The 15,536-nt window shown below is 36.0% G+C and carries 12 protein-coding genes; 5 read left to right on the top strand and 7 right to left on the bottom strand.

Annotated elements, in window-relative coordinates:
• Positions 1-159 precede the first annotated feature (159 nt).
• Positions 160-1,209, bottom strand: a complete 1,050-nt coding sequence (locus PN497_RS17805; RefSeq protein ID WP_096572730.1) for a J domain-containing protein — start codon at positions 1,207-1,209, stop codon at positions 160-162.
• A 63-nt stretch (positions 1,210-1,272) separates the two neighbouring features.
• Entirely contained in the window at positions 1,273-2,676 is a 1,404-nt protein-coding gene (locus tag PN497_RS17800) for a carotenoid oxygenase family protein (RefSeq protein WP_096569578.1), read from the bottom strand.
• Positions 2,677-2,777: 101 nt separating this feature from the next.
• Between PN497_RS17800 and PN497_RS17795 the strand changes: the two genes are divergently transcribed.
• A complete protein-coding gene (locus tag PN497_RS17795; RefSeq protein WP_096569581.1) occupies positions 2,778-3,416 on the top strand; it encodes a histidine phosphatase family protein in 639 nt (212 codons plus the stop codon).
• A gap of 220 nt (positions 3,417-3,636) precedes the next feature.
• Positions 3,637-4,593 (top strand): GTPase Era, encoded by a 957-nt coding sequence (era, locus tag PN497_RS17790; RefSeq protein ID WP_096569584.1) that lies wholly within the window; start codon positions 3,637-3,639, stop codon positions 4,591-4,593.
• A 354-nt stretch (positions 4,594-4,947) separates the two neighbouring features.
• Here era and PN497_RS17785 read toward each other — a convergent pair whose 3' ends face one another.
• From PN497_RS17785 to PN497_RS17770, 4 genes are all read right to left on the bottom strand, one after another.
• A complete protein-coding gene (locus tag PN497_RS17785; protein ID WP_096569587.1) occupies positions 4,948-5,616 on the bottom strand; it encodes a type II restriction-modification system restriction endonuclease in 669 nt (222 codons plus the stop codon).
• A gap of 37 nt (positions 5,617-5,653) precedes the next feature.
• Positions 5,654-6,838 (bottom strand): DNA cytosine methyltransferase, encoded by a 1,185-nt coding sequence (locus PN497_RS17780; RefSeq protein ID WP_096569589.1) that lies wholly within the window; start codon positions 6,836-6,838, stop codon positions 5,654-5,656.
• A 637-nt stretch (positions 6,839-7,475) separates the two neighbouring features.
• Positions 7,476-9,371, bottom strand: a complete 1,896-nt coding sequence (gene dxs, locus PN497_RS17775) for a 1-deoxy-D-xylulose-5-phosphate synthase (protein WP_096569592.1) — start codon at positions 9,369-9,371, stop codon at positions 7,476-7,478.
• Between the two features lie 170 nt (positions 9,372-9,541).
• Positions 9,542-10,264 carry an S-layer homology domain-containing protein gene (locus tag PN497_RS17770; RefSeq protein ID WP_096569595.1) on the bottom strand — a complete coding sequence of 241 codons (723 nt, stop codon included), beginning with the start codon at positions 10,262-10,264 and terminating at the stop codon, positions 9,542-9,544.
• 219 nt (positions 10,265-10,483) lie between these two features.
• Here PN497_RS17770 and rpiA point away from each other — a divergent pair, with 219 nt between their 5' ends.
• The 3 genes from rpiA (at position 10,484) to pabB (ending at position 14,608) form a co-directional block, all read left to right on the top strand.
• Positions 10,484-11,194: a ribose-5-phosphate isomerase RpiA gene (rpiA, locus tag PN497_RS17765; protein WP_096569597.1), complete on the top strand. Its 711-nt coding sequence runs from the start codon at positions 10,484-10,486 to the stop codon at positions 11,192-11,194.
• Between the two features lie 99 nt (positions 11,195-11,293).
• Positions 11,294-12,475: an aldo/keto reductase gene (locus PN497_RS17760; protein WP_096569600.1), complete on the top strand. Its 1,182-nt coding sequence runs from the start codon at positions 11,294-11,296 to the stop codon at positions 12,473-12,475.
• Between the two features lie 66 nt (positions 12,476-12,541).
• On the top strand, positions 12,542-14,608 hold the full coding sequence (gene pabB, locus PN497_RS17755; RefSeq protein WP_096569603.1) for an aminodeoxychorismate synthase component I: 2,067 nt from the start codon (positions 12,542-12,544) through the stop codon (positions 14,606-14,608).
• A 16-nt stretch (positions 14,609-14,624) separates the two neighbouring features.
• On the opposite strand, the gene PN497_RS17750 is transcribed toward pabB, so the two are convergent.
• Positions 14,625-15,236, bottom strand: a complete 612-nt coding sequence (locus tag PN497_RS17750; protein ID WP_096569605.1) for an exopolysaccharide biosynthesis protein — start codon at positions 15,234-15,236, stop codon at positions 14,625-14,627.
• Between the last annotated feature and the right edge of the window lie 300 nt (positions 15,237-15,536).

The raw sequence follows: 15,536 nt of genomic DNA, 5'->3' as shown, positions 1-15,536 counted from the left end.
TTTTTATCACAGGTTATTTTCCTGTAAGGGCGAAGCATTCGGATGATAAATTATCAATTTTTATCACAGGTTATTTTCCTGTAAGGGCGAAGCATTCGGATGATAAATTATCAATTTTTATCACAGGTTATTTTCCGAATGCTTCGCCCCTACGACTCCTTAAAAATTAATTATTCCGCCAAATTCTGCCATCATTTCTTCTAAGAGTTCTTCCATCATTTCTTCTCTGAGGGAACGCAAACTGGATGGACCTTCTAGAAATTCTTTGATGGTAATTTTCTTGTCTCTAAAGTTCTGAATAAAATCACGAATATCAACTACAATTTCAATTTGAGCTTCTAATTGCTGCAACATGACACCTGTGGCATCAATTCCGTGTTTAGCAGCTTTGCGAGCATCAGAAACCATTGCTCCTTCAGGAGTATTTTTAGCTAATCTTAGTTCTTGTTTTAATTTCTCATATTGAGTTTTGAGAATTTCATTTTGCTGTTCTAAATTTTTACATCTGCGATTTAAATCATCTTCGTTATTATTATCAATATTTTCCCCTAGCTGATGTTGTCTTTCGATTTCTAATAGTCTGGCTAAATCTCCTTCTTGGTAAGCTTTATTAATTTCTTTCATGATCTCTGTATGAGATTTATGTGTTTCAGAATCTTGTACTTTGTCTGGATGAAAGATTTCTGCTAGTTTTAAAAATGTCTGTCTAATTTTTCGAGAATCTTCACTTCTACTAGCAGAGGTTGATTCAACTTCCTGTTGTGAATCCCAATATTGATTTTGACGATGTTGATGATTGTCTGTTTCTGGGTTTTCAAACATTTCATCTAGTTCAGTATCTTCATCTTCACCCACAGCTTTGGGGCTAATTATTCCTGACATTTGTAAATTCATGTACAGGGATTCTATTTTGTTTTGGGTTTGTTTACCAAATTTTCTAGTAGTCAGAAGTTCCTGAAAAAGTGCATGAATTTCTTGATCTAAATCTGACATTTTTCGGAAACAAGGACTGGCTTTTTGAAATATTTCTGTAGCTAGAGAACGCATTTTTTCAACAAAATTATTGATTTCCGTGCGCTTTTTCTTAATCTGTTTTAATAAGGATTGATGTTCTTTTTCTAGAGATGCTAAATATATATGCAGGTCAGAAAGTGCCAGTGTGGTGGTTGTTGGGGGTGTTGGTGATGCAGACTTGGTTTTTTTAGGCATAAAATTGGGAATGGGGAATTGGCAAGAGTTGATTAATTTAATTTTACAATGCCCCATGCCCAATTATCTATTTAATTGTACTTGGGATATCCAAGCACCGTGAAAACCATAGGGTACTCTTTGGGGAATAATTACTCTTGCAACTGGTTCACTGGTGATATCTTGAGCATTGATAACTACTAATTCGGAAGTGTCTAAATTTTGATCATAAACAAAGGTGATCAACCAACCATCATCTTCTGTGGTTGCATTTGTGGTTGTATTTAAACGAGGTGCAAATACAGTTTCACCACCATAACGCCCTTCTCCAAATTCATGGGTTTGGGTTTTGCCATCTTGGAAATTATACTTAATTACACCATCAAATAAAGGCAGAGGACTATTAGCCATTTTGCCAGCATAACCGTATTGGGTTTTTCTCCCTAGCAGGTTTTCGTTAACACGGGGAAATTCTGCGGGTACGTCATCTAACTTTTCTTCTGTGACTGTACCTGTTTTGAGGTGAAAACGCCAACGATGTAAGAGGGGTATATTTGCGGTGGGATCATTTGTTGAGATATTGGTTTCTAATACGGTGGTAGAACTCATGCGACAAGCAATAAGGATGATTTCGTCTTCTGTTTCATAGGCGTTCATGGTGTGGAAAACGTAACAGGAAGGACTCTCAAACCAACGGATATTGCTGTTGTCTCCGTGACGGGGTAAAATGCCAAAACGACTGGGGCGATCGCTCTCAAACATCATCATTGGTTCTCCCCTTTGCATCCGTTCTACACTGAATGTCAGGGGTAAATCCATGAAAATTGTATAATTTTCAGTAATGGCGAAGTCGTGCATCATTACCCCTATTGGTAGTTCAATGGGTACAATCTGCAATATTTCCCCTTGTGCAGAAACTACGCCATATTGTAAGTACGGGGGTGCAAAGGAATAACCAAAGAACATCATTTCCCCGGTAACTGGGTCTACTTTGGGATGGGCGGTAAAAGGGGAAATTAGTTTATGATTGTAAGTATATTCTCCTATGGTTTGTAATTCAGGAAGTTGAATATTATGGGGTGATCCTCCTTCCCACAATGCTAAAAATTGTCCAGCGTGCCAAACTAAGGCAGTATTAGCGGTGTTTTTCCCTGGTCCATAAGGGTTGTCCATTTGCGGTGGTTCTAAAAGTCCACTCCAAACAGCTTTCCCTACTTGGTTTTCAATGTTCCAACCTCTAGTACGCACATAACGGTTACGATAAATAGCTTTACCATTGGTAATTTCTACACCGTGCAACATTCCATCACCATCAAACCAGTGATATTGTCCTATGGGTGAATGTTGGGGGTTTGGTCCATTACGAACAAACATCCCGGAAAGGTCGGGGGGTAGTTCACCAATGACTTTCAAGGTTTCTGCGGTAATTTCTTGGCTAACTGGGGCAAAATTCCCATCTAAATAGGGATTTACTAAGGTGGTGGTCATTGTTATTGTTGAGTTTTATGAAGGTACTTTATTTAATATAGCTATTTCCCAAAATCCAAAATCCAAAATCTAAAATCTAAAATCCAAAATCTAAAATTGTTATGAGTTTAACTCTTTACCTACTCCGTCACGGTGAAACAGAATGTAGCCGCAATCATGCTTTTTGTGGTTCGATAGATTCAGAATTAACTCCTGAAGGTGTAGAAATGGCTCATGCTTTTGCTGCTGCTTATCGTTCTACTCCTTGGGAAGCAATTTTTGCTAGTCCCATGCGTCGCACTATGGAGACGGCAAAACCTCTATGTACGGCGTTAGGAATACAACCAATTTTGCGGGATGGTTTACGAGAAATTAACTATGGTAAATGGGAAGGAAAAACCCCAGAAGTGATCAGTCAGGAATATCATGATGATTATCTGCGCTGGTCTGCTGATCCGGCTTGGTATGCACCCAATGGAGGAGAATTAGCTGTAACAATTGCTTCTCGCGCTATGCAGGTGATTGAAGAAATTAAACAGCTTTACAAAAATGGTAATGTTTTATTTGTTACTCATAAAGCAACAATTAGAATTATTCTGTGTAGTTTGTTGGGTATTGATGTGGGGCGTTTTCGTTATCGTTGGGGATGTCCCGTTGGTTCTGTGAGTATTATAGAATTTACTGAACATGGTCCGATGTTGTTAACTTTAGCAGATCGGACTCATTTAGATGCAAGATTGCGAAGTTTAGGAGGAACGTAAATTGGTGATTGGTGATTGGTGATTGGTGATTGGTGATTGGGAAGAATAAACTCTTGGTTTTTTACTGTCACCTGTTACCTGATTCCAAAATAGATTACACTAAAAATAAAGACATACTCGCACATAACAATGTAATTTTATGTTTGTGATTTTATGTATGTTTTATTTTCGGGAAAAAACCAATCTATTTTAATTTGAAAATATAAAGGTGTAATCAAACGTGAGTAATATTGATAATTATAGTTTTACAGTTGCTGAAGAATTTGCGATTCCCCAAGCACCTGCTAATTTTAAATCTGGGTTTATCGGTATTATTGGTCGTCCTAATGTCGGTAAATCTACTTTGATGAATCAATTAATAGGACAAAAAATAGCGATTACTTCACCAGTAGCGCAAACTACTAGAAATCGGTTAAGGGGAATTTTAACTACTGATCAAGCGCAGTTAATTTTTGTGGATACTCCAGGGATTCATAAACCACATCATCAACTGGGGGAAGTGCTAGTACAAAATGCCAAAATAGCCATTGAATCGGTAGATGTGGTATTGTTTGTAGTTGATGGAACAGCGGTTTGTGGTGGAGGCGATCGCTTTATTGCTGAGTTATTAAGTCGGAGTGAAATACCTGTAATTTTGGGTATTAATAAAATTGATGAACAACCAGCAGATTCGGAAAAAATAGATAATAGTTATATTGAATTAGCAAGAGAAAATGAATGGCAAATTCTCAAATTTTCAGCGGTGAATGGTGAGGGTTTACTAGAACTGCAAGATTTATTAATTGCACATTTAGAACCTGGTCCTTTTTATTATCCACCAGATTTGGTGACAGATCAACCGGAAAGATTTATTATGGGGGAATTAATCAGGGAACAGATTTTATTGTTGACTCGTGAAGAAGTACCTCATTCAGTGGCGATCGCCATTGACTTAGTAGAAGAAACCCCAACTATTACCCGTGTACTTGCAACTATTCACGTAGAAAGAGATTCCCAAAAAGGAATTTTAATTGGTAAAGGTGGGACAATGTTAAAATCTATTGGTAGTGCTGCACGTGAACAAATCCAAAAACTAATTGCGGGTAAAGTTTATTTAGAATTATTTGTGAAAGTACAACCAAAATGGCGACATTCACGGGTGAGGTTAGCAGAGTTAGGATATAGGGTGGAAGAATAGAAGATGGGGGAATGGGGATTTTGTCTGAATCAGGATTTTCAGGATATCTTCTTTGCGACTTTGCTCCTTAGCGACTTTGCGCGAAATAGATTTTTGTGTGAATTAGGATTTCCAGTATTTGAGGATTTTCAGGATGTTATTTGATGATGGTTGGTTACGCACAAGTCACTAAATAACGAACCGCAAAGGACGCAAAGGACACAAAGGAAAGAGGTTTTTAGAGAGATTTGTCATTTTCATCCTGTACATCCTTTAATCCTGGACATCCTGATTCAGACAAAAATATCATCCACCCATCATTTTCAATCAAGCAAATATTTGATTTACTGTTAACTTTAAATAGTTTTGTGTGAATTAAGAAATTAAGAGATTTTCTATACCTGTTGTGTTTCCTGCAATAGAGACTTGAATCACTCTACTATATTGTAATCGCCATTGCAAAGCATTGGAAATAGTCAGATAGCCAATTTCTGGAGGTTCACGTAAAATTCTTTCTGCAAGTGTTTCTCTACCAATTTCGTCTAACGGAAAATTTCGTTCTTCTAAAAAAGCTATCACATCATCTTTATTACCATGACGGCGTAAAATTTCTTGTAAACCGTAGCTAGTTTGATAATCTCCAGTACGTTTTTTATCTACAAAAACAACGTTTTGAAAGTTTAGATTTGCAGTATGAGAATTATAGTCATCATTTTTTTCATAGCTAAATATTAATATTAACAGATGATAACCTAAACTATATACTTTTTGACTGGCATTTTTAAAGGGACATGAAGATTGAGGTTGTCGGATTGAAGTTACTTTTAAATCAACTTCTAAACCAGGAAAATCTATTCCTAACGCTGCACTACCAAGAGTGTAATCATACCTCTTTGATAAATATTGATTAAAAGTAGATTCTACGTAAGTTCCTACAGCTTTTCCATCTGTAACTCCATATAAATTATTAATTGGTGTTGCACTCAGTTCTAAGCAAAAACTACGTGCAGCCATTTGCAACGATTCAAGTGTGAGTAATTCCATATTTTGCAAAATTCATTAAATAAGGAAATAAAAAAAACTAAATAGCTAAAGTTAATTGTTGGTAATTAGATGTATTAAACTCAATATTTTTTTTACCAATTCTTTTACATACCCATTCTACACAAGCAGGAACAATTGCATTACCAAACAAAGCATATTGATCATAAATTTTTGCTTCTCTACACCAATGATCAGGAAAACCCATTAACCGCGCATATTCAATGTTAGTTAAACGTCGATATTTATCATTTACTTTATAGCGTTCATAGTGTCTGGAAGTAGAAGCAGTTAATGTTGATGCAATACCATTAATACCAAATATTGTATAACCCAGTCTTGAACCTCCATCCTGATTATATAATATCTCTACTCCTTGACAATAACGATTCACAGCCTTACTTTTTTTAATCCTTTCTAAAGTATCAATTGTAAAATCAAATTGAGGTTCTATTGCTGTCTCATCTTGCAAAATATCTTTTAGCATTTTTCTGGGTTTAATATCTGGTAATAGCGACATATTGCGAGTAAACATTTTATTTTTATAAGCAATTCCCCAATTACCATTCTTGCCTTTACTTTCAGCTATAGGGGACATATATTTTTCTATGAGAAAGTCTATATCTTCTAGATTTATCAAATCTTTTTGGGTTAAAAATACAGATGTTTTTTCTAAAAAATCACAATTGATATTGACAGAATTAAACTTAGTACCAAAAATAAAAATTCTTTCTCGATTTTGAGGAATACTAAAACTAATAGGACTAATGATTCTCCATTCAATTAAATAATCTAATTCAGATAAGGCATTTAAAATAACTTTGAAGTGATAACCATTTTCCATTGTTAAAAGTCTTTTGACATTTTCCAATAAAAAATACTGTGGTTGTTTTACAGCTATAATTTCCACAATACGTTCAAATAATGTTCCTCTAACCTGATCTCTTACTCCTAGTTTTTTACCAGCAGGGCTAAAAGGTTGACAAGGAAAACCAGCAGTTAAAAGATTATGATTAGGTATATCGGATATAGAAATATTATTAATGTCACCTAAAACAATAGAATCATCACCAAAATTACTCTGATAAACTTGACAAGATAATTCATTAATATCATTTGCCCAAATAGTTTGAATATTAGCAGATTCCAAACCTAAACGAAAACCTCCAATACCTGCAAATAACTCTATAGCCGTTAATAATTCTTGTGTTTTTTCTGTTTTCATTAACTTCTAAAAATAGCTTCGTTTTCTTTGTGGTTCAATGATTACTATAGCAAAGTATGGGAACTAGAAAAACCCAGGAATGAATTAATTTTATCTTTGCGTCTTAACGTCACTACCTTAACAATTCTTAACCCCAAAATCCCAAAAAAGTTTCAACACCCTTTTTTAGCCCGAAATTATTGAGAATGGTTGCGAATGACTCAACGTATTTTCAAGGGTCTTGACTTCTGACAGGGTTGTGTTATGATAGGTTTTAGAATAATCCAAGGGAGTATTATTGTCTGAATCAGGACATCCAGGATTTAAGGATTTTCAGGATAAGAACGCAGATTATCAGAATCAGTATTTAAGCTGTTGTGCATTTAATTTGTATAAGTGGAACAGGCATCTTGCCTGTTAAACAAGAGTTCAGAATATTAGGATTATACAATTTAGCTGTGTAACAGCTTAAGAATGTACAGGATATCTTCTTTGCGTCTTTGCGTGAGGAAATAGATAAATTTTGTCAGAATCAGGATTACCAGGATTTGAGGATTTTCAGGATGTTAAAGGCAGAGCCTTAAATAATTCATTCCCATACAGAGTATGGGAACGAGAGATAACAAGAGATACAGAGTATGGGAACGAAAAAAGAAAACTACTTAACAGCAGCTAATTCTTTCTTAAAGAAAGCTTGCATAATATTCTCTGCAATTTGCTGACTGGTTAAACCTAAACTAGCCTTAGATTCATCTGGTGTGGCATGATCTACTAACTGATCAGGAACACCAATTCTTTTAACTGGTACAACCACATCAGCATCAAGTAAAGCTTCCGCTACCGCAGAACCAAAACCACCCATTAAACAACCTTCTTCCAAAGTGACAACTCGGCCAATTTGTTTTGCCAAAGGTACAATTAAATCTGTATCCAAAGGTTTCACAAATCGGGCATTAATGACAGTGGCTTCAATACCGTGTTCGCTGAGAATTTCTGCTGCTTGCATACCTGGGTAAACCATCGTACCATAGCCGACAATTAACACATCATCGCCTTGGCGGAGAATTTCCCCTTTACCAATTTCCAACGCTTCCCAGCCTTCTTCCATCAAGGGAACACCGTAACCATTACCACGGGGGAAACGCATAGCGATCGGTCCATCGGTATATTCAATACCTGTGACTGTCATCCGTTGTAGTTCTGCTTCGTCCTTGGGTGCCATTAACACCATGTTGGGAATACAACGCAGATAAGCTATATCATACATCCCTTGGTGAGTTGGGCCGTCAGCACCTACAATACCTGCCCGATCTAAACAGAAAAATACAGGCAGGTTTTGAATGCAGACATCATGGATAATTTGATCGTAGGCACGTTGTAAGAAGGTAGAATAAATGGCAGCTACCGGACGCATACCTTCACAAGCTAAACCCGCAGCTAAGGTAACGGCGTGTTGTTCAGCAATACCCACATCAATATATTGGTTAGGTAATTTAGCTTGTAATTTATCTAAACCTGTACCTGTAGCCATAGCAGCAGTAATACCGACTATCTTCGGGTTTTGTTCTGCTAATTTCACCAAAGTGTGAGAAAAGACTTTTGCGTAAGCAGGTGGTTTAGGTTTACTAGAAGGAATAGCTTTACCAGTGGTCAAATTAAAGGGGTTTTGGGCATGATAGCCTACTTGGTCTTTTTCTGCCATTTCATAGCCTTTACCCTTGACGGTGGCTACGTGAACCAGCACTGGACCAGTCATTTGATGTGCTTGTTGGAAGGTGGCGATCAGTTCTTCTAAATTATGGCCATCCACTGGACCCATGTAGGTAAAACCTAGTTCTTCAAAAACTGCGCCAACTTTGGAAACAGCTAACCGTTTCATCCCTTCGGTAATGCGTTCTAGTTCATCACCAACAAAGGGAATATTTTTAAATTGTTCCTCAATGTTATCAGTGAGAAATTGCATCGGGGGACTGAGGCGCATTTTATTTAAGTAGCGGGGAATAGCGCCGACGTTGGGAGAAATGGACATCTCGTTATCATTGAGAACTACCAACAAGTTAGTTTTAGGGAGGTGGCCTGCGTGGTTAATAGCTTCTAATGCCATACCGCCGGTTAAAGCACCATCACCGATCACCGCTACTGTTTTAAATTTTTCCCCTTTTAAGTCACGGGCTAAGGCCATACCCAAAGCGGCGGAAATACTTGTAGAAGCGTGTCCTGCGCCAAAGTGATCAAATTGGTTTTCACAACGTTTGAGATATCCCGCTACTCCGTCTTTTTGTCTGAGGGTGTGGAAGTCGTGGTAGCGTCCGGTAATTAGTTTATGGGGATAAGCTTGGTGTCCTACATCCCAAATTACTTTATCCCGATCTAAGTCCAATGTTTGATATAGTCCCAAGGTTAATTCTACAACTCCTAAACCTGGTCCCAAATGTCCCCCACTTGCGGCTACGGTTTGTAAGTGTTTATCTCTAATTTGTTTGGCTATTTGCTGTAACTGCCGAATAGACAAACCGTGCAACTGGTTAGGATGGGTAATTTCACTCAGGTGCATATTATAAGGTTTTCCTCTCTAACTCTACTTTTTGGCATTAATTGATTTTCCCACTTCCGGGACTATAAAAATCTCACTGTCACCAGTTTTATCAATATAACGTTGACTGGTGATTGGTGACTGGTGACTGGTGACTGGGAAAATACAAATAATTTCTCCCCATCTCTCCGTTAAAATTTCAGTGTACTGGGAACTATGGGTGTTTCTGCCTGTTTTTGCTGACGTTGCAAATATCTACTTAACAAGTAGGCCATGTCACCGCGAGTCATGGGGCTTAATGGGTTAATATTCCCGTTAGGGTCTGTGTTGATGAAACCTTCTGCTATGACTGTGGCGATCGCCTTTCTTGCCCATGTCGGTATAGAATTTTGATCAGGGTAGTTTGATAAAATCTGGTTCACTGTTGCATTTGGAAACTGAAACACTCCGTAAGCTTGGGCAAAAATTGCTAAACCTTCTGCCCTAGTGACTCTTTGGTTTGGAAAAAACATATTTCCCCGATATCCTGTCATAATATCGGTTTTCAGCACTGTTTGAATATCTTGATATGCCCAATGATATTTCGGAACATCTGGTACATTTATGGTTTTTTCTTGTTTAGCTGCTTGGCGTTTATCTAAATAAAATGCTTTGACTAAAATTGCTGCTAATTCTGCCCTACTGATTAATTTTTCTGGATAAAATTTTCCATCGGGTAAGTTATCCATTAATTTTGATTCTACAACTTTTTGGATATAATCTAAATCGCTCTTGTCTGTATTTTCAACAAGATTTTCAATATTATTTTCAATAGAAAGCTTTGGTATGTTGACTTCCTGGGCAATGACTGGAAATATAGACAGGAAGGTTAATAAGTTCAATGTCCCCAAGGTCAAAATTGCTAATTTCTTCATATCCCAGATTATTGTAATTGTTTATTTTCAGCTTCGTTCTTGGATATTGACGGTTACTGTTTTTTAATGTTTCTGATTTTCCGATAAATCTATAATTAATGTAATTGTAGATTATATATTATTTAACCAATCACCAATCACCAATCACCAATCACCAATTTTGTAGTATATTCGGCTATGAGAGTATTTTTCATGTTGTGAAATTTTCAGGAGTTGAGAATGTCCGTATCAGCAGATCCCGTAAAGTTAATGAAGCAAGAAGTTGGTAAAGCAGCAGCGAACCTAGTAAAATCAGGTTCTATTGTTGGGTTGGGTACGGGTTCAACTACAGCTTACACTATACAGTTTTTGGGCGATCGCCTCAAGTCTGGTGAACTTAAAGATATTGTCGGTATCCCTACTTCGTTTCAGTCGGAAGTGTTAGCAAAACAGTACGGTGTTCCTCTCACCACTTTAGACGCTATTGATCATATTGATATCGCTATTGATGGTGCTGATGAAGTTGACCCCCATAAAAACTTGATTAAAGGTGGTGGTGCTGCACATACCCGGGAAAAAGTGGTAGATTATCTAGCAAAAGAATTTATTGTGGTAGTTGATAGCGGTAAGTTGGTTGACCGTTTGGGTTCTGTTTTTGCGGTACCTGTGGAAGTCATTCCGATGGCTATTACTCCAGTCATTAATGCTATCAAAAAACTCGGTGGTCAGCCAGAATTACGTATGGGTGTGAAAAAAGCAGGTCCTGTAATCACTGACCAAGGTAACATGGTGGTAGATGTCAGATTTGATAGTATTGATGATCCTGTAACTTTGGAAACAACACTGAATAATATTCCTGGTGTTTTGGAAAATGGCATCTTTGTTAACTGTGTCAGTCAGGTTTTAATTGGTGAAGTTATTGATGGTCAACCTGTTGTTCGTCAAATGTAGGTAAAATAAAAAGGGTGGGTTTTTCCCACCTATGAAAAAAGCTCACGCCAAGACGCAAAGGCGCAAAGAAAGTACATGATTATTATCTAAAATTCCGTGATGTTATACAGAAGATTTGGACGCACAAATTTACAAATGCCGGTGTTTTCCTGCGGGGGAATGCGTTATCAATTTAAATGGCAAGACATTAAACTAGAGGAAATTCCTCAAGATAATCAGGAAAATTTAAAAGCTGTTATTCATCGCGCTTTTGATTTAGGTATTAATCATATTGAAACTGCTAGGGGTTATGGAACTTCGGAAATGCAGTTAGGGAGAATTTTACCTACATTTCCCCGTGAAAAGTTAATTGTCCAAACTAAAGTTTCTCCTGTTGCAGATGCTAGGGAATTTAGAAAAACATTTGAAAAATCTTTATCATATCTCAATTTAGACTATGTTGATTTATTAGGTTTACATGGTATTAATAATGCCGAATTTTTAGATTATAGTCTTGGTGAAGGTGGTTGTTTAGAGGTTGCTAAGGAACTACAAAAAGCAGGAAAAGTCAGATTTATCGGTTTTTCTACTCATGCACCTTTAGAAATAATTTTACAGGTAATTAATACCAATGAATTTGATTATATTAACCTCCATTGGTACTATATCAATCAATGGAATTGGTCAGCAATTGAAGCTGCTAATAAGTTAGATATGGGGGTGTTTATTATCAGTCCTTCTAATAAAGGAGGTTTGTTATATCAACCATCTGAAAAGTTGGTTAAGTTATGTTATCCATTAAGTCCAATGGTATTTAATGACTTATTTTGTTTAAGTCATCCCCAGGTAAATACATTAAGTATTGGTGCTGCAAAACCCAGTGATTTTGATGAACATTTAAAAACCTTAGAATTATTAGACAAAGCTGATGAAATCTTACCTCCAATTATCGAAAGGTTAGAAAATGCTGCTATAGAAGTTTTAGGGGAAGATTGGGTAAAATCTTGGGATCAAAATTTACCAAGTTGGGAAGAAACACCAGGACAAATTAATATTAAATATGTGTTATGGTTGTTGAATTTAGCTTTAGCTTATGACATGGTGGAATATGGAAAAATGCGTTATAATCTCTTAGGTAATGGTAATCACTGGTTTCCTGGTAATCAAGCAGATAAATTAGATGAATTAGATTTGAGAGGATGTTTAGTTAACAGTCCTCATGCTGAGAAAATACCTCAAATGTTAGCTAAAGCTAATGCAATGTTAAAGGGGAAAGATGTAAAAAGATTATCTCAAAGTTAGTTCACTTATCCCTATTCCTTTCTTACTGTCACCTGTCACCTGTCACCTGTCACCTACTCCCTATTTGTGAAAACTCTAATCATTGATAATTATGATTCTTACACCTTTAATTTATATCAATTGATTGCGGAAGTAAATGGAAAAAATCCCATTGTCATCCGTAATGATGAAGTTGACTGGGAAAATTTGACCAAGATTGATTTTGATAATGTGGTTATTTCTCCAGGACCAGGTAGACCAGAAAAAATAGAAGATTTTGGTATTTGTGGTCAGGTTTTACAGAATATTCAAGTACCTGTTTTGGGTGTGTGTTTAGGACATCAAGGTTTAGGTTATTTTTATGGTGGTAAAATTATCCATGCACCAGAAATTAAACATGGTCGTTTAAGTGAAGTTTATCATAATCATTGTCAATTATTTCAAGGTTTACCATCTTCATTTTTAGCTGTTTGTTATAATTCTTTAGTTGTTGCGGATGACATACCCGAATGTTTAGAAAAAATTGCTTGGACTCCAGAAGGTGTAGTCATGGGTTTACGTCATCGAAATTTACCTTTTTGGGGTGTACAATTTCATCCTGAATCAATTTGTACTGAATATGGAAAAGAGATTTTTAACAACTTTAGAAATATAACAGCTAATTTTTATAATTATCAAATTCCAGAAAATACAAATCATCAAAACGTACTTTTACCCAAAAAACATCAAAATCATCAACAGCAACAATATCAAGTTTATAGTAAAAAATTAGATATATATCCTGATGCAGAACAGGTATTTACACAGCTTTTTGGTGACAAGGTAAATACCTTTTGGTTAGATAGTAGTAGATATGAACCTGGTTTATCTCGGTTTTCCTTTATGGGAGATAATAGCGGTGTTCATAGTTTATTAGTTGAATATCAAACCCAAAATCAAGAAATTAAAATTACGCAAGGTGGTAAAATTACAACTTATCATGAAAGTATTTTTGATTATTTACAACGAGAAATTAAAAATAGATATTGTGTAAATGAGGAATTACCCTTTGATTTTAACTGTGGTTTTGTGGGTTATTTTGGATATGAATTAAAAGCAGAATGTGGAGGAAATTTAGTACATAATTCTGAATTACCCGATGCTATGTTTATTTTAGCAGATAGAATCATTGCTTTTGATCATCAAGAACAAGTTATTTATTTAGTCTGTTTAACGACAGATGAAGAAACTGCAAAAACATGGTTTTCAGAGACAGAATTAAAATTACAAACATTATCACCTATTCAACCAATTATTAAATCTAAACTTAAACCTCAACCACAAGAAAATATTAAATTTAATTTACAACAGTCTGAAAAAAATTATCTTGAGGATATTCAAACATCATTAAAAGAAATTTATGAAGGTGAAACTTATCAAGTTTGTTTAACCAATAAATTATCTACAGAATTTACACCAGAACCTTTAGAATTTTATCGCACACTCAGAAAAATTAACCCTGCACCTTATTCAGCTTTTTTAAAGTTCGATAATTTCACTATAGCTTGTTCTTCACCGGAAAGATTTTTAAGTATAAATTCCCAAGGTTGGGTAGAAACAAAACCCATTAAAGGAACATTACCCAGGGGAAAAACACCCCAAGAAGATGAACTTTTAAAAGCAAGTTTACGTAACAGTGAAAAAGATCGTTCTGAGAATTTAATGATAGTTGATTTATTGCGTAATGACTTAGGGAGAGTTTGTCAAGTTGGTAGTGTTCATGTTCCCAAATTAATGGATGTAGAAACCTATAGTACAGTACATCAATTAGTAACTACAATTAGGGGTTTATTACGTCCAGAAATGGATGCTATTGACTGTATTAAAAATGCTTTTCCTGGTGGTTCAATGACAGGTGCGCCAAAAATTAGAACTATGGAAATTATAGATAAATTAGAACCAAAAGCAAGAGGTGTGTATTCTGGTGCAATTGGTTTTTTAAGTTGTCATGGTGCAGCAGATTTAAACATTGTGATTCGGACTGCAATTTTAACAGATCAACAAACTTCTATAGGTGTGGGTGGGGGAATTGTAATTTTATCAAACCCCCAAGCAGAATTAGCAGAAATGTTGTTAAAAGCGGAAGCTGTAGTTGATGCTTTAAAGATAATTTGATAATTAGCAACTACTTCTAGCGAAAAACATTAGGCAATAAATAAGTAGCTCCTGTATATAAAATATAAAAAGCGAAGCCAAAAAACAAAGTATTCAAAAAAGTAGCTACGTAGCCAATACACATCAATATTCCATCAGATTCGATGGTTGCGACTGCTAAAATTAACATTCCCACAGCAGGAATAGGATTAGTAGCAGGGGGATATGGGGACATTAATAATATTGCTAACCAGGTTAGACACATCCCATTAAACCGCCAAGTTAATTGATTTTCAGCAATTTTCTGGAGGCGTGGACGGGTGATTTTTTCTAAGATTCTGGTTACACGCTGTAAATTTCGCAACAGTGTTTGAGCAAACCAATCAGGGAATTTAAGGGAGGCAATTTTTTTAGGAAGCCAGGGTGTACGCCTTCCCAGTGCCATTTGTCCTGACATTAATAAGCAAGCTACACCTAGAGGAGTGCTTAACCCTGGTGGTGTTGGTAACAGGAAGGGTAATACCAATAATGCAATCACTAAGCTAAAACCCCGTTCTGATGTTTCTGAAATCACGTCACCCAAAGTCAGAGGTTTTTCAGCTAAATGTTGCAATAATAATTTAATATCTTGAGAAAATTTTAGGGGCATAAAATCCTATTGAATCATCAACCAATACTATAATCACATATTTATCCATTGGCAATTTTCGTAGTTTATTGGTTACGGGTGAATGGATGATGTTGATTGATATTAAATTTCAACAGCTACAGCATCACAAAGTATATGATTATGTTCACTTACTGAGTATATAGTCATCCGGTTTGATTTCTGAATTTATCTGTGTAGGCAGGCAAGAGGCAATAGTTCGACTTCGCTCACCAACCAGGCACTCATGCAAAAGGCTTTTAGAGAATTTTGGTGTACGGAGTTTTTTTCAATAATCAAATA

Origin of the sequence: Sphaerospermopsis kisseleviana CS-549, from assembly GCF_028329225.1 — a bacterium.
Lineage (GTDB): Bacteria > Cyanobacteriota > Cyanobacteriia > Cyanobacteriales > Nostocaceae > Sphaerospermopsis > Sphaerospermopsis kisseleviana.
This window is presented reverse-complemented; position numbering and strand designations above follow the sequence as displayed.

Coding starts and splice junctions, on each gene's coding strand:
- PN497_RS17805 (WP_096572730.1), bottom strand. CDS start 1,209: ATGCCTAAAAAAACCAAGTCTGCATCACCAACACCCCCAACAACCACC.
- PN497_RS17800 (WP_096569578.1), bottom strand. CDS start 2,676: ATGACCACCACCTTAGTAAATCCCTATTTAGATGGGAATTTTGCCCCA.
- PN497_RS17795 (WP_096569581.1), top strand. CDS start 2,778: ATGAGTTTAACTCTTTACCTACTCCGTCACGGTGAAACAGAATGTAGC.
- PN497_RS17785 (WP_096569587.1), bottom strand. CDS start 5,616: ATGGAATTACTCACACTTGAATCGTTGCAAATGGCTGCACGTAGTTTT.
- PN497_RS17780 (WP_096569589.1), bottom strand. CDS start 6,838: ATGAAAACAGAAAAAACACAAGAATTATTAACGGCTATAGAGTTATTT.
- dxs (WP_096569592.1), bottom strand. CDS start 9,371: ATGCACCTGAGTGAAATTACCCATCCTAACCAGTTGCACGGTTTGTCT.
- PN497_RS17770 (WP_096569595.1), bottom strand. CDS start 10,264: ATGAAGAAATTAGCAATTTTGACCTTGGGGACATTGAACTTATTAACC.
- rpiA (WP_096569597.1), top strand. CDS start 10,484: ATGTCCGTATCAGCAGATCCCGTAAAGTTAATGAAGCAAGAAGTTGGT.
- PN497_RS17760 (WP_096569600.1), top strand. CDS start 11,294: ATGTTATACAGAAGATTTGGACGCACAAATTTACAAATGCCGGTGTTT.
- PN497_RS17750 (WP_096569605.1), bottom strand. CDS start 15,236: ATGCCCCTAAAATTTTCTCAAGATATTAAATTATTATTGCAACATTTA.